Below are 14,360 nucleotides of genomic sequence, written 5' to 3'. Positions count from 1 at the left end.
ACCATGGCCAAAAAGCCTCTCCACCAGCTCGTCTACCGCGCCATCCGTATCGAAGGCGGCCTGCTCCCCGCCGAAGAACTGACGCGCCTGACCCTGCTGGCCGATCCGAAGGCCACCGAGCAGACCGAAGCCCAGTACCGCATTGCCAAGGGCCTGAAGCTGCGCGACGAAATTGCCCGAGACTTCAAAATTGCCCTGAATCTCTGGAAGGACTTCCAAGCCCTCCGTCAGCGGCAAGACGTGCGTGCGCACGAGGTCACAGTGCGCGAATGGCTGCTGCCACTGCTGCGCGATGTGCTCCACTTCCATGACGCCGCGCCCTGTCCAGCCATTGAACGCGCCGGGCACCACTATGCTGTAGGCCATGCCGGCAGCGGCGGCCGCGTGCCGCTGGTCTTCGCCGGCTTCGACCAGCCCTTAGACAGCGCCATGGAGCGCTTCGGCGAGACTAACCCCGATACCGGCAAAACCCGCCGCCGCAGTCCCTTCATGCTGGCGCAGGAGGTGCTGAACGCCATCGACGCGTCGCTCTGGGCCATCGTCAGCAATGGCTTGACGCTGCGCATTCTGCGCGACAACGCCAGCCTCACGCGTCCGGCCTATATCGAGATCGACCTCGAGGTGCTGTTCACCGAAGAGCTGCTGGCCGACTTCAGCGCCTTCTGGTTGTTGGCCCATACCTCTCGCTTCGGCGCCGCCGACGCGCCACCCAACGACTGCCCCTGGGAGCGTTGGCGCGCTGCAGGGCAGCAGGCCGGCGTCACGGTGCGTGGCAAGCTGCGCTATCAGGTGGCCGAGGCGCTGCGAGCACTGGGCACGGGCTTCCTCTCGCACCCGGCCAACGGCGCCCTGCGCGCCGCACTGCAGAGTGCCCAGGACGGCTACGATCGCCAGGCCTTCTTCGAAGAGCTGCTGCGCTTGGTTTATCGCCTCATCTTCCTGGCCACGGTGGAAGACCGCCTCGACCGGGGCACGGGCGAACGCCTGGTCTTCGCCCCAGACGCCAGCGACGAGGCCAAGGCCCGCTACCTGTTTGGCTACTCGCTCACGTGGCTGCGCGAGCGCGCCGTGCGCCGCAGCCAGCACGATCGCCATGCCGACCTGTGGCAAGCGCTGACCATCACATTCGGTGCCTTGGGTGTCGGTGAACCCTCTTTGGGTCTGCCCGCGCTGGGTGGTCTGTTTGATGCTGACCAGTGCCCGTGCCTCGACACCGCCCAACTCGACAATCGCCACCTGCTAGCCGCCGTGTTCCAGCTCGGCTGGTTCCGTGCCGACGGCGGCCTCTCTCGCGTCAACTACCGCGACATGGGCCCCGAAGAGCTGGGCAGCGTGTATGAGAGCCTGCTGGAGCTGGTACCGGACCTGCAGGGCCTGGCGTCGCCCGCCACGGCGCGGCTGGCCTTCGTCGGCGATGACGAGAGCGATGCCAGCACCAAGGGCAATACGCGCAAGCTGACGGGCAGCTACTACACGCCTGACAGCCTGGTGCAGGAACTCATCAAGAGTGCGCTTGAGCCGGTTATCGCGCAGGCGGTGAAGGCCAACCCGGAGCAGCCGGTGCAGGCGCTGCTAGCACTGACCGTGTGCGACCCCGCATGCGGCAGCGGCCACTTCCTGCTCTCGGCCGCCCGACGCCTGGCCGACGAGGTAGCGTTGCACCGCGCCGCGGCCGAGCGAGAGGGTGGAGCCCCGACACCAGCCGACTACCGTCACGCGCTGCGCGACGTGGTGGGCCGCTGCATCTTCGGTGTCGACAAGAACCCGATGGCCATTCAGCTGGCGAAGACGGCGTTGTGGCTGGAGGCCTATTCACCTGATCGGCCGCTGAGCTTCGTGGACCACCACCTGCGCGTGGGCGACGCGCTGCTAGGCGTGTTGGACCCCAAAGTGCTGGACGACGGCATCCCCGACGAGGCCTACACCGCGCTTTCGGGTGACGACAAGGCCGTGGCCAGTGCGCTGAAGAAGCAGAACAAGGCTGATCTGAAGAGCTGGCGCCAGATTGCTGGCGGTGACCTGTTGACGCAGCCAGGCTTGGCGACGCAGGCCATCAGCGTTGAGACCCTGAACGACGACACGCCGGAACACCTCGCCGCCAAGCGGCAAGCTTGGACCATGGCGCAGGCCCAGGCGCAGCGCAGCAGTTTCGCTCGTCTGGCCGACACCTACCTGGCCGCCTTCCTGGCACCCAAGCTGGCCGGGGCTGGCGCGACCATACCGCTTTCAGGCTACCTGTGGGGTGTGCTAAGCGGTCAGGCGCCCAAGGCCGAGGTGGAGGAAGCAGTGCAGGCCCTTTGCCGGCAGCACAGCGCCTTCCACTGGTGGCTGGCCTTCCCGCAGGTGGCTGCGGCCGGTGGCTTCAGCGTGATGCTGGGCAACCCGCCATGGGAGCGCATCAAGCTGCAGGAGGAAGAGTTCTTTGCTACCCGCAGCCCGCTGGTGGCCATGGCCAAGAACAAGGCCGAGCGCGCCCAGCGCATCGAATGGCTAAGTGAGGGCGTGCTGCTTCACCGCGTAAACCCCGACTTGGAACGCAGCGAAGGTTTCACTTCACCAAATAGGGCCGAGATGGCGCTGTATGCCGGCTTCATTGCCGCGCGCCGCGGCGCCGAGGCCGCCAGCCTCTATGCGCACGACAGCCGACGCTACTCGCTCACCGGCGTGGGAGATGTCAACACCTACGCGCTGTTTGCCGAGACCTTCCTGCAGGCCACGGCACCCAGCGGTCGGGCTGGCTTCATCGTGCCCACTGGTATCGCTACGGACGAATCCACCAAGGCTTACTTCGAGGCCGTGTCTCAGCATCGCCGGTTGATTGCACTCTACTCATTCGAAAACGAGGAGTTCGTGTTCCCGGCTGTTCACCACGCGATGAAGTTCGCCTTGCTGACTACCGCTGGCACGCATGGAGTCGACGTACCAGCGCAACTTGTCAATTTCGCGCGTCAGGTTGACTACCTGTATGACCAACGACGCAGGTTCAGCTTACGGCCCGAAGAGTTCCAGCTCATCAACCCGAACACCCGCACCTGCCCAGTGTTCCGCAGCGAGCGCGACGCCGAGCTGACCAAGAAGCTCTATCGCGCCGCGCCCGTGCTCATCGCCGAGGTCCAGGCCGATGAAGATGGCGAGCTGCTGCGACCCGAGGTGAACCCGTGGGGCATCCGCTTCCAGGCGATGTTTCACATGTCCAACGATAGCGGCCTGTTCGCAGATGCCCCTGCCTCGGTGGGGCAGCCTCTGCGCCTCCCGCTGTACGAAGCAAAGTTGATTCACCAGTTCGACCACCGCTGGGCCACTTACGTGGACGCCGGCAGTGGCGCGGCAGGCCAGGTGGCAACGGCCGATGTCAGCGATACGCAAAAGTGTGCCCCCGCCTTCACCGTGCGCCCACGCTACTGGGTGGACGAGCGTGAGGTACTGGCCCGCATCGCCCGAGTACCTACCCGCGTAGCGCGAGCTTGGTTGGCAATGCATGCCACGCGAGAGGCAGAGGATGCGACCGCTCAGGACGCCGCACTGGCGGACCTACTGCTGGCATTGGCCCAGTGGGTGGCCGGCGAACTGTTTCATCGCGCGGCAGGTGCGGCCCCTGCCGCCGACAGCTGGACACCGAGCCAGGCCCAGCCGCACATCGCGCCTGCAGAGGTGCAGCTAAAAGCTGGATTCCTGCGTCTGAACGACGTGCTGCGCGGCCAGGGACAGACGACCAAGAAGGCTCTCGCCGAATTTCCGAAGTGGGCCGCCCAGAACATGGGCGCGCGATTGACAGACGACGAGCTGGCGCCCTTGGCTGAGGCCCTGCGTACTAGTACGTTGGCGGAAGCGCTGCGCACGTTGCTGGACCTCTGGATGGACCGCCGTAGCCCACGGTATTTGATGGGCTGGCGGGACATTACGAACGCGACCAACGAGCGTACGGTGATTGCGTCGGTGGTGCCACGAGTAGGGGTGGGAAATAGCCTTCCCTTGATGCTCTTCCGGGCAGGCGCAGCTAGCGGTCCGTTCGCGGCATTGCTGGGCAACCTGTGCTCGATGGTTTGCGACTTCGTGGCTAGGCACAAGGTCGGCGGTACGCACTTGAACTACTTCATCTTCAAGCAGCTCCCTGTGCTAGCTCCTGACCGCTACAGCGCCACCGACCTCTCTTTCATCGCACCTCGTGTCCTCGAACTCACCTACACCGCGCACGACCTGCAAGCTTGGGGTGAGGACCTCGCCGCCTACGACCCGCGCCCCGCTGCCGAACAGGGCCAGCCCTTCGCGTGGAACCCTGAGCGCCGCGCTCAACTGCGCGCCGAGCTCGACGCCTACTATGCCCGCCTATACGGCCTCACCCGCGACGAGCTGCGTTACATCCTCGATCCCAAGGACGTGATGGGTGCCGAGTACCCCAGCGAGACCTTCCGGGTGCTGAAGGAGGGTGAGATCCGGGCCTACGGTGAATACCGGACGCGCAGGTTGGTATTGGAGGCATGGGACCAGCAGGCCAGCATGTCGTCTGCTGCACAACCGGCCCCTGTTTCATACTCCGAGCACGGAATGATCCGTAACGCCGAAGAAGGCAGGCTGGCTGGTCTGGTGACGGCATTGGTCGCCGAGCGAACGGAGCGCAGTTCGCTGGTGGACATCCAGTCAGCAGTAGCTGCGTTGGCAGCGGCAGCGCACTACTTTGATTCCGTTGACGGCCCGCGCTTCGACGCCCTGCGAGGTTCACTCGGGATTGCAGACGTAACGCCCCTCCTGAGCCGAATCCTGCCCATTGTGCAACGCCTAGTCAGCGCAGATGTGCTTGTGCGTTCAACACAGGGTAGCGAGGCCTTCTTCGCGCGAGGCGTTGGCGCGCCGCCTGCCGATGTCATCCAGCTACCAGAACAGCCCGACGCTGCTCGGCTTCTGTGGCTGGCCGAGAGTCGGCGCAAGGCGTTGGAGGCCGAGAAGAGCGGCGCAGTGCCCACAAATCCCAAGGCTACCGGCACACAGTAAGAGGACGCGATGTCAACCTGGCTCAAGGTGAGTAATCCGGTTCGCGCGCAACCCAGGCTTTGGGTTGAAACGATATGGCTGGTTGAATCCCGTGAACCGCTGGTGCTCACGCGTACCATTGATCTGCATACTGGGCTGAATATCGTCTGGGCCAAAGAGTCTGCCTCGAACGACGCCACGGGATTGGCGAGCGCAGGTCATGGCGTCGGTAAGACCTCGCTCTGCCTGCTGCTGAGGTATGTGCTAGGTGACGATGCGCCGGCTATCACCAGTCTGCGAAGCAAGGCTGCTGGCAGCTTTCCCAAAGGTGGTGTCGCGGCGAAAGTCCACGTAGATGGTGCCGTTTGGCTGGTTTTCCGACCGTACGGCTTGTACAGCCACTCCATGGCCTCTCAATGCGATGAGCTGGACCCGTTGCTCAACGGTACCGCGACGAACGACTTCGACGGCTACGGTCGCGCTCTGGAGCAGTTCTCGATTGGCCGGCTTGCAGCCCGCTCCCTGCCTGGAACAAATCAGCCGCTCGAGTGGCGCCATCTACTGGCCTGGTGCATTAGGGAGCAGCGAACCAGATTCGACGGCTTCTACCACTGGCGTGAAGGCGAAGGTCTGGGCTTCAAGAGGCCACGGCGAGATCCGCCGCTGCTGGTCGGCTCAGTGCTGGGTCTGGTGGACCAGGAGTTGGATCGGCTTCTGCGTGACATCGAGGCCGAACAGAAGCAGGTCGAACAGCATAAGGAGCGCATCCCAGAGCTCGAAAGAGCGCCGGCCTTTGCGTTGGCTCATGCCGACCGTCAGCTTCGCCTGCGGGTACGAGCCGGAGAAGACGAGCCCGTGTTCACGACCACGGTTGGCGAATCCGTCGAGTCACGTGTTCAAGCCGCCCTGCAGGCTGCTGAGCGGGACGAGAACCGATGGGAGCAGGAGGTGGCGCGGGCGGAGGATGTTTTGGCAGAAGAACAGGTGCGTCTGCTTGAGTTGATCAAGGCCCGCGACCGGGCCGACCTCGAGGTCGGTATCGCGAAGTCCCTGGTGGATACGAATCATGCAGACTATGAACGCCTCACCAAGCTTCGGGAAAGGCTACAGGGGCTTGAAGGGGGCAGATGCGATCTTGGCGATATCGAGTTCAATGCTTGTCATTACATCCAAGAACGCAAGAGCGCGGTCAGCATCACCTGGTTCCAGGACGGTAGACACGCCAAGGCGAGCAACCCTGAACTGAACAGACGCTACGAGGATCGGAAGCTCGATTTCGAGAAGCTTGCAACAGCGGTATTGGCCCAAGAGAAGGCCATCACCGAACAGAAGGCTGCGCTTCGCCGTCTGCGTGTCAGCATCGCCACCAGCGAGAGCGCACGGACGTTCTTGAAAAAGTCCTGGGACGAACTTCAGGAGCAGCACACACGAAGGGCACAGGGCGACGACACGACCGAACTAGTCGAGGCCCGAAATCAACTGCAGGAGCACGAAACGGCGCTGTGTTCACTTCGGACGACCGAGGTCAGGCGAAGATCGCAGCAGTCGTCGAGAGTCGATGCCCTCAAAGCTTTGACGGCAGCTGTGTCGACCAGAATACTAGGGGCCACAGGATACGCGCGCTTCGTCCCTGAACACGAGGTTCGCCCCTTCGAAGTTGCGCGCGGCGGCGAGGCGTACCAGGTGCTGGAGGTGCTCCTCGGAGACATTGCCTGCCTGCTCGACTCCGCGATGTCGGACGCCAGCAACCATCCGGGCTTTCTGGTTCATGACTGTCCGCGAGAAGCGGACATGAGCGAACTCTTGTACCGGGAGTTCTTCCTTGCCGCAGCCGAGGCTGCTGAGCAGCTTGGTAAGGACGGCCGAGTGCCGTTCCAGTTCATCGTCACGACGACCTCTGCGCCTCCGCCAGCGCTCCAAGGGGAGCGAAGTGTGGTGCTTGAGCTGGAACCAAGTATCGAAGAGAAGCTGCTTTTCCGGCGGGAGCTGCAACCCCTGCTTTCTGGTTTTGAATGATGCCCAGATAGAGTGTAAGAGGGCGTCGAGCTCCGCGCGCGCCTCCTGTCATCGCGGAAATGCTCATCGAGCAATGCGATGAAGCGCTCATCGTGCGTCGCAGGAGTCACAGCGCGTCGAGTGCCACCCCTTCGTGACAAGGATGCCAGGTGCGCCGCAAAGCTCACAGATTGTTGCCGACTCGTGTTCGGCGGCATCGATGAGCCGAAAAACCTCCTCGTCCCCACCATCGACATAGAACCGCAGCGTGCCGAACTTCTCTTTCACCTGCGTCGCAACGACATCCAACCCGGTGGATTCGATGTGTGCGGTGATGGCTTGGCTAAGACGATAGATCAAGTCCATCCAGCCATCGCCGCACTCAAATCCCCAAATTGCGAATACCGTGTGGGTTTCGTGGCGAAGCGGATCAAACTTTCGCAATCGATACAACGGAGGGAAGCTCGACTGTAATCGCTCGGAATTTTCAGAGTTCATATGGGCACCCTAGGATGGTGCCCCCGGCAGGACTTGAACCTGCGTGGGTGGCTTATCTGGCCACTGCCTTTGTCCGGGTATAAGCCGGATGCCTAACCTCTCGGCCACGGGGGCGAACACTCGCGAGCATGCTTCAGCATGCGCGTCGATATTCGCTCGTGGTGAAAGAGATGGCACATCATGTCGTTAATCTATCAGATCACGCAGCGACATAGGTGTACGTTTATGGAATGAGTGCGGACGGAATCCTTGAGCATTACGTACGTCGCTGCGAGCGCACGCGCCGCATCCACTGATCAAAGTCTTCGTGGGTGAAATCGGTAAGCACAACCCGATAGCCACAACCGCCGGCGCACTCGACTTCCTGGCCCATCGGAGAGTCTCGTGATCGTAGCTGCGTTCCCCCACATCGTGGGCAATGATGCGCTGGAGCGATAGTGCGCCAGTCGGAATAGGAACAAAGTTGCTCGACCATAGCAAGCGTCTTCCGTCAACAAGCAGGCGTTCTGCGCCATTTCAATTATCGACGTCCCTCGATCTTCTTCAGTAAAGCATCCTGCTCGTCACGAGTAAGGTGCGAGAAGCCAAGAATCATTCGTGCCAGTCTGTCATCTTTGGCATACAGATACGCCAGCGGAATTTTCAAGGAGTCTGCTAGTCGTGAAGCCGTTTGGACGTCGGCTTCGTGAACCCCTTTTTCATACCGATTGATGCGTGTGCTGGCCACAAACTGGTCAACCCCGGCAAGAATGCCTAGTTCCTTCTGTGATAGTCCTGCGGCTTCTCTTGCCTGCTTCAGGCGTGCGCAGAAGACAGCCTTTTGATCTGCTCTCGGGGGCATTGGGTGAACCAAGTAGCGTTGACGCTACGAGATTCGTAACTTTGCCTTGCCTTCGATACTACGAATTTCGTAGCATTTGATCAAGCGAAATCCTCTTGGGCAGTCGCTCGTCTATGTAGGGTCAGTCATGTCACTTCAACTGCTGCTTGATGATGAGTGGACTATTCTCATACCAACCAGCGACTACATCCACGAGGCGTGGGGAGTGCAGCATGTTCGTGCCTCCAACGCAGGGCGGACATTCGATCTCTCACATCGTCTTGCTGAGTCCTTTGCGGCGTGCCTGGTCGAGTGCTTAGATCCAGATCTGAAGCCACCGACCCAAGCGCAGATCGTTTACGCCACGGACATCGCTCGGACGCTTGGGGTACCTCTTCCGCTTGAAGCGCTTCGATATAGAGGTGACATGGCAGCGTTCATTGAAGGCCATGTTGAGGAGTTCAATGCGGGACGACGAAAGAAGTAGGCCACGGAACGCGGCACGGCGCTGCGACAGCCGTTGCCGGTGTTGCGCGCGATATGCTGCGGATACTGGTCAGACTGAACACCGATTCCGGCGAGCGCTGAACCCTCCGCTGGTACTGGCACAGTGCAGCCAATCCCCGCAGCTAGGAGCTTCCATCGGCGTCGTGAAAGGGCGGGTTCCGGGGCAGACATTCGCCATCAATTCGCAGATTCATTTCCTGTAGCGAAGCGCCTCGACGAGCAACGCAAAGGCGGGAGATGGCTGCCGCCTGCTCGGGTAGTACAAGTGGTAGCCGGGAAAGAGCGGGCACCAGTCGTCCGGCACCTGCTGCAATCGTCCCGCGGCAATGTGCTGGCTGACCATGTCTTCCGGAAGGTAAGCGGCGCCGAATCCTGCGAGTACAGCGACGCGGATGCGTTCGATGCTGTTGAAAGTCAGTCGCCCCTCCACGCGCATGTTGAGCGCGTGATCGTCCTTCTCGAATTCCCACGTGTGCAACCCTCCGTGGGCCCGTCTCCAGTTCGACGAGATGGGGGGTGTCCTTGGCGATAGCTGCGGTGTCAGCACGGTGCGAGGCAGATGGCATCATGGCGAATCCCGGTGAGTGATGTCCGGATGATGTCGCGCGCGTACGCCTGCCAAAGTTCCGCGAAAAACAGGCGCTGGGCTCGAAAGGCGAGGTTGCACCGCTTGGTCGCTCGGCCAGGCCCTAGCGACCAGGAAACTCCCTGCAGCCCTATACCACTGCTCACCCTCCGGGGGCATTGTGAAGGTGCCGTGGTACCACGGCTAAGCAATGAGTTGCGCCACGCGTGCGTCCTTAAGTCCTCGGCCTGGCGAAATGCTACCCGTGTCCTGGTTACCTTGGGCTAGGTCAGTGCTCTGGAAGCCGTCCAGCTGGACGGGGCCCAGTCGCGGTGGCGGTGTGCACCCTTACAGGGTCGCCAGCGATGGCGGCGGCCGCCGGGCCGTGGCCTCGGCCTGCGCCACGCCGGCGCCGTTGACGCGCCTCCCGCCGAGCTGGCAGGCACGGGCATGTCCGCCGGCGCGCCAGTTGCTGCGGCCTGGCCGTCACGCGCCCGCGTTTAGGACATTAGGTCCGTCGGTTCGACAGGCCTGTACTCCCCACCTCTCGATCCCTCCGCACCATCGAATCAGGGTGATGCGTCATCCAGGGTCTGACTTTCGGTCACGACGTCGACGCCTTGCGGGGGCCACGTGGAAACACTGGCGCAGTTCGGTCCGCTGGGCATTTGAGAGGGAGAGAAAGGTTGGCCGTATGCAGGTTGGTATGCCATTTGCGGATTCTTGCAATAGAACTGCAGCGGCGAAATCAGCTCCGGCTGGTCGGAGAGCATGGCCGTGTCCTTGTCCACCTTAGCCTCGTTGAGCAACGCGGTCATCTGCGTCTTGATTCGACTGAGGTTGGCCGTGATGTCGGCCTGGTAGTTAGCCTGCTGTTGCAAAAATAGCCCCGCTGACTCGCCTGCAAACGACACAGGGGGAGCGAATTGGCGGGCCTTCTGGTAGAGCGCCGCGCACCGGTACCGGAGATACTGGTTGCGTACGTCCAACGGACCGCCGGTTCGGTCGTCAGGGCTCAGGTGTTCCAGCGCCAGCCGAAATTTCCACCCTTCGTAGAAACGGCCCTGGCAGGTGCTCCCGTCCCAAGGGCTGTTGCCGGTAACAGCGGACCCGCGGAGGGGGATCAGTACGGGAGCGGGCCCGCCCGGGGAAAACGGTATGGACCACGGCGGCACCGGTGCCGGCGGACATGGGTCACACTCCGGAAGCAATATGGCAGCGAAGTCGTAGACCGGAATGGCATCGAGCGTTGCTGATTTGGACTGCAGCGACGTTTCTACGGTCACCACAAGCTCCTCGCCCTTGTCTCGAATGATTTGCTGTACGAAGCCATATGACAGAGGCTGGCCGACCCAGTTCGTCTGGGTCAATCGCCCGCCGGTGACTTCGACGTTCAAGATGATGGGTATAGGAATCGTTCCGGGTGCCTGCGTCGTAAATTTGAGGTCGAGTTCTGCCACATCTTCCCCGGCCGGCGTCAGTACAAGGCTGATGCTCGCAAGGGCGTTGTCGTCCAAACAATGCATGTACGCCATCCAGAGCTCACTCGATGCGACGGATTTCCTTATGCGGGAAACGATGGACTGCTGGACATTCACCTGTTCACTCTGGCTGAGGCTGTGCGTCCAAGAGCCAGAATTCTTCCCCGAACTTCCGCCGCTGAGTTGGACGGGGATGTCATCGATGGGAATGCCGATGCCTAGTTTGGCGTCGTCACTGGATGCCCATTTCCTACCATCACCCGTGTTGAGGAATGACTGGTAGGCCGATCCGAAGTTCTGGATGGAGTCCGACTCGATGAGGTTCTTCATTGCGGGATCGATCTTGCAGGCCTGGTCGTCAGCGACCGCGGCACGTCCCGTGAGAAGTCCGGCGAGCAAGAGCAAAGCGCACAAGGCCTTCATGTTCACTCCCCCTCAGTGAAGTGGGCGAAGCGTACTGCGGCGGAAAGGGCCGATTGTTAGGTCACGGTGACGAACTCTTTGCCCGTCGCGGTGCGGGCGGCAGGTGTATTGCGCCGGCACGTGCGCAGCGGCGCCTGGGGGCATGCGAACGGCGAGATCTCGCGGAGCGGAGCGCGGTCGTTCAGTGAACCGGCCGTGCCGGACTCCCTGGGGACTCCAGGGTTGAGGGATCTACTGAGATGTGGCTCGCGGGGGCCGCGCCTGATGCGCGATCGGGCCACCTTGAAGCCGGAAAGCCAGGTTGGGGTAGACCGGCAGGCCACCGAACAAGGTCCGCTGGCAGCAGAAGCCGGCGTAAGCGAGGCCGTTGATGCCGGGGAACGCGCGCACGCCGAGGGCGGCCTGGACCGATGTGCCATCACCCTCAAAGTCCTGGTCACGGATGATCTCCTGGCGCCCAAGGCCAAGATGCGTGCCAGCGGCTCACGCCCACGCGGTCGCCTCGGGATCGCTGCAGGAGATGGCTGCGCGCCACTCCTGACGGCCAGCCCTTCAGTCCGATCCCGTCGGGCCTCGCGGTAAAGTAGCCCTATGGGTGGGGAGAAGCAGGGGAAGTATTGCGGCTCACACCATCACTTGGTTCGAGTGATGAACTTTATCGGTGTGTGCGCAGGATCATCATTGCCGATGGATACGGCCCCCGCCGCTCACTTCTAACGTCGTTTCGCGCCCAAGAGCACCACTCGCGCACCACTCGCCTCGATGCGCAGTTGTTCGTTTTCCGACTCAAGCAACGCGATGCGTGCCTGTGCCTCCTGCAATCGATGCTCAAGCGATACCATCTGCAAGTGATACAGGTGGGTTTGGGTTGCAAACTGCTTCGCGCGTGTCCTCCCCTCCTCCGCGCGACGTGTCACCGTCTGCCGCACGGCCTTATGCCCAACAATAAGGCACTGCCGCACCTCAGTCAGCCAACGATTCAAATTGACCAACGTCGTGGTCTTATGCGCCTTGCCTTCTAGTACCGCGCTCGCGACGCCCGCTCGGCGGCACACTTCCGCACGACTCAATCTCCCACTATTGAGTGGATAGATACCGTCCTGGCTCTCGATCTCGATCTTGATCTCCTTCATCGCCGCCTGCAGCTTCGCCACTACCGCCTGAGTGCGGCCTTTTGCGTGGGCCGTCAGAGCCTCGCTCGGCGTCTTCGCTTTCATACGGGCTGAACCTCTTCAGCCCACCATGGCGACGACCCACGCTTCCCATAACGCACCACCAACGGATGTGTAGCCCATCGCTGAAAGACATCCGACCACCGGTACAGATGGTTATTCAATTGCGCAACCAGCTGTGCGACTAGACTTTCAGCCTCCTCATCCTCAGCGCGCTGCAACTGTGGGAGGAGATACGCAATCATGTCGTTGGCGTGGTTCTTGTGATGGGCCAAGATCAGTTGATGGGGACACCCCGCCTGACAGTGAAGCGGATCGCGCCGAACGCCCTTATGCGCACCGCAGGGCCCTGCATCAAAAGCAGATAGCGTACAAATCACACCTTCCATCACGTATACCCAATCCCGCCCCCCGAGAGTGAGCTGATCAGCGAGTTCGAACTCATCTTCGGGCGTGAGTACGCCACGGTTTTTCAGGCGTAAAAATCGATGTTTGGCATCGCACACCACCTTGCCCATCGGACCACCTAACGCATCCGCCTGCTGGATTGCCTCCCTGGCCAAGAGAATGACTAACTCTCGCTGCACACGTAGAGCGTCGGCAACGATTGATTTGTCGCTCACCATGTAGCCGAAGGTCATATCTGGATCCTCGTGACCGAAGCAGTCCATCAGCACCATCTGGGCGCTCGTCAGGGCCAAGGCCAAGATGCGCGCCAACGTCTTGCGGAAACGATGGGTGTGCAGAGTAGGATTGTCAGGTGCCAACAGATGCTCTAGGCCAAGCACTTCGACCAAACGCTGCAGCGGTGGGTTCATATTGACGATCGCTCCCCCAAGGCCCACGCCTTGCAAGCGACCACGCGTGAGCACCCATAGGTGCTCGCCCAAGCTCCCGGGATCGTAAGGACGAGCCAACCGTTTCACCAAGCTTGCGAGTCGTATCTGCTGCTGGACCGCCCGCACGAGTAGGGGAGGCAGCGGCCAATCCCTCGGACGCCCACCTCGCGTCATGGGTGTCTTAAAGAGCGTGCCATCCAGACGAAACCCATGGGGCGAGGGCGCTAGGCATTGGATGGTGTAACTAAGCACTGTGGACTGACGAGGGCCCGAGGCCAGAAACAGAAGCCAAGCGTGGCTTGATTGCAAGGTTTGGATAAGATTCCACAGATCACCCCATGTATGAGGAGGCCAAGCGAATGGTTCGGTCTGCGGTTGTGCCGGATGTTTGCCTTGAGGTGCCGCCACCCGTCGCTTGAAATGCAGTGGGAACGGCAGATCGGTCACGACGTGGCCCTCCGGGGTACGCCAAACCCAACCACGGATCAGGGTAGCGCGCATCTCTAGAAGCAGAGCGGCTTCACTTTTAGGCGTGCGATGTCCCGCGGTCTGCAGGCGCGCGTTCCACGCACTCGGCGGCGACAGAGTAGTGTCGAGGCAAGCATCCAGACAGTCGAGCAACGACGCTCCAAGATGCTGGACCAGCCAGAGCGCGCGCTGACCACATGCGGCAGTGAATGCGTCCGGGAGAGGCTGCCATTGTTTGCTGCTATCCGGGGTGACCTCGGCCATTTCTACTTCATGCCGATCGCGCTCCAAAGCACCATCGTCCTGACACGGAGGCGCTGGTTCATCCGGGAGGAGGCCTCGCCGATAAAATGTCGCGAGGATGGCGCACACCTGACGGTGTGCCGCGCTGGGGGCACGCAGCTCTTCCGTCGTGGCGCGACTCCACCAGCGCGTGGCCGGACCTGGCTTCGTGGCGAGCAGGTTACTGATTGCGAGGGCAACGCGACCCAAGTGACAGATGCTCGCCGGGAGGCAGTAGACCCGCACACTGCGTGTCAGCGCGAGCAGCAGGCATAGTCGCAACACCTCCGTCCAAATGCGGTCCCCTGCAGGAGCATCCAGGGTCCGGCATCGTATCCACCG

Annotated in this window: 9 protein-coding genes and 1 tRNA gene; 3 read left to right on the top strand and 7 right to left on the bottom strand. The window is 61.8% G+C overall.

Annotation, left to right across the window (positions count from 1 at the left end):
- Positions 1 to 3: 3 nt before the first annotated feature.
- Both IHE49_RS15375 and IHE49_RS15365 read left to right on the top strand, forming a co-directional pair.
- Positions 4 to 4,989, top strand: a complete 4,986-nt coding sequence (locus tag IHE49_RS15375) for an N-6 DNA methylase (RefSeq protein ID WP_225578484.1) — start codon at positions 4 to 6, stop codon at positions 4,987 to 4,989.
- 9 nt (positions 4,990 to 4,998) lie between these two features.
- On the top strand, positions 4,999 to 6,984 hold the full coding sequence (locus tag IHE49_RS15365) for a hypothetical protein (RefSeq protein ID WP_192159481.1): 1,986 nt from the start codon (positions 4,999 to 5,001) through the stop codon (positions 6,982 to 6,984).
- A gap of 87 nt (positions 6,985 to 7,071) precedes the next feature.
- Here the strand turns inward: IHE49_RS15365 and IHE49_RS15360 are convergent, their stop codons facing one another.
- The 3 genes from IHE49_RS15360 to IHE49_RS15350 all read right to left on the bottom strand — a co-directional run bounded on the left by IHE49_RS15360 (position 7,072) and on the right by IHE49_RS15350 (position 8,302).
- Positions 7,072 to 7,461 (bottom strand): hypothetical protein, encoded by a 390-nt coding sequence (locus IHE49_RS15360; RefSeq protein ID WP_192159479.1) that lies wholly within the window; start codon positions 7,459 to 7,461, stop codon positions 7,072 to 7,074.
- Positions 7,462 to 7,476: 15 nt separating this feature from the next.
- A tRNA-Ile gene (locus tag IHE49_RS15355) sits at positions 7,477 to 7,575 on the bottom strand.
- Between the two features lie 406 nt (positions 7,576 to 7,981).
- A complete protein-coding gene (locus IHE49_RS15350; RefSeq protein WP_192159477.1) occupies positions 7,982 to 8,302 on the bottom strand; it encodes a helix-turn-helix transcriptional regulator in 321 nt (106 codons plus the stop codon).
- Between the two features lie 127 nt (positions 8,303 to 8,429).
- On the opposite strand from IHE49_RS15350, the gene IHE49_RS15345 reads away from it, so the two are divergent.
- Positions 8,430 to 8,768: a hypothetical protein gene (locus tag IHE49_RS15345; protein ID WP_192159475.1), complete on the top strand. Its 339-nt coding sequence runs from the start codon at positions 8,430 to 8,432 to the stop codon at positions 8,766 to 8,768.
- A gap of 210 nt (positions 8,769 to 8,978) precedes the next feature.
- On the opposite strand, the gene IHE49_RS15340 is transcribed toward IHE49_RS15345, so the two are convergent.
- The 4 genes from IHE49_RS15340 to IHE49_RS15325 form a co-directional block, all read right to left on the bottom strand.
- Positions 8,979 to 9,266, bottom strand: a complete 288-nt coding sequence (locus tag IHE49_RS15340; RefSeq protein ID WP_225578483.1) for a LysR substrate-binding domain-containing protein — start codon at positions 9,264 to 9,266, stop codon at positions 8,979 to 8,981.
- A gap of 656 nt (positions 9,267 to 9,922) precedes the next feature.
- Complete coding sequence (locus IHE49_RS15335) at positions 9,923 to 11,257, bottom strand: hypothetical protein (protein WP_192159473.1); 1,335 nt, start codon at positions 11,255 to 11,257, stop codon at positions 9,923 to 9,925.
- Positions 11,258 to 11,970: 713 nt separating this feature from the next.
- Positions 11,971 to 12,474 (bottom strand): hypothetical protein, encoded by a 504-nt coding sequence (locus IHE49_RS15330; RefSeq protein ID WP_192159471.1) that lies wholly within the window; start codon positions 12,472 to 12,474, stop codon positions 11,971 to 11,973.
- Entirely contained in the window at positions 12,471 to 13,247 is a 777-nt protein-coding gene (locus IHE49_RS15325; RefSeq protein ID WP_192159469.1) for a hypothetical protein, read from the bottom strand. The genes IHE49_RS15330 and IHE49_RS15325 overlap by 4 nt, the downstream gene beginning before the upstream one ends.
- Positions 13,248 to 14,360: the final 1,113 nt, after the last annotated feature.

The sequence above is a fragment of the Rhodanobacter sp. 7MK24 genome, from assembly GCF_014842995.1.
In the GTDB taxonomy this organism is placed as follows: Bacteria; Pseudomonadota; Gammaproteobacteria; order Xanthomonadales; family Rhodanobacteraceae; genus Rhodanobacter_A.
Note: the sequence above shows the minus strand (reverse complement) of the source record. Positions and strands in the feature narration are given on the sequence as shown.

Coding starts and splice junctions, on each gene's coding strand:
- IHE49_RS15375 (WP_225578484.1), top strand. CDS start 4: ATGGCCAAAAAGCCTCTCCACCAGCTCGTCTACCGCGCCATCCGTATC.
- IHE49_RS15365 (WP_192159481.1), top strand. CDS start 4,999: ATGTCAACCTGGCTCAAGGTGAGTAATCCGGTTCGCGCGCAACCCAGG.
- IHE49_RS15360 (WP_192159479.1), bottom strand. CDS start 7,461: ATGAACTCTGAAAATTCCGAGCGATTACAGTCGAGCTTCCCTCCGTTG.
- IHE49_RS15350 (WP_192159477.1), bottom strand. CDS start 8,302: ATGCCCCCGAGAGCAGATCAAAAGGCTGTCTTCTGCGCACGCCTGAAG.
- IHE49_RS15345 (WP_192159475.1), top strand. CDS start 8,430: ATGTCACTTCAACTGCTGCTTGATGATGAGTGGACTATTCTCATACCA.
- IHE49_RS15335 (WP_192159473.1), bottom strand. CDS start 11,257: ATGAAGGCCTTGTGCGCTTTGCTCTTGCTCGCCGGACTTCTCACGGGA.
- IHE49_RS15330 (WP_192159471.1), bottom strand. CDS start 12,474: ATGAAAGCGAAGACGCCGAGCGAGGCTCTGACGGCCCACGCAAAAGGC.
- IHE49_RS15325 (WP_192159469.1), bottom strand. CDS start 13,247: ATGAACCCACCGCTGCAGCGTTTGGTCGAAGTGCTTGGCCTAGAGCAT.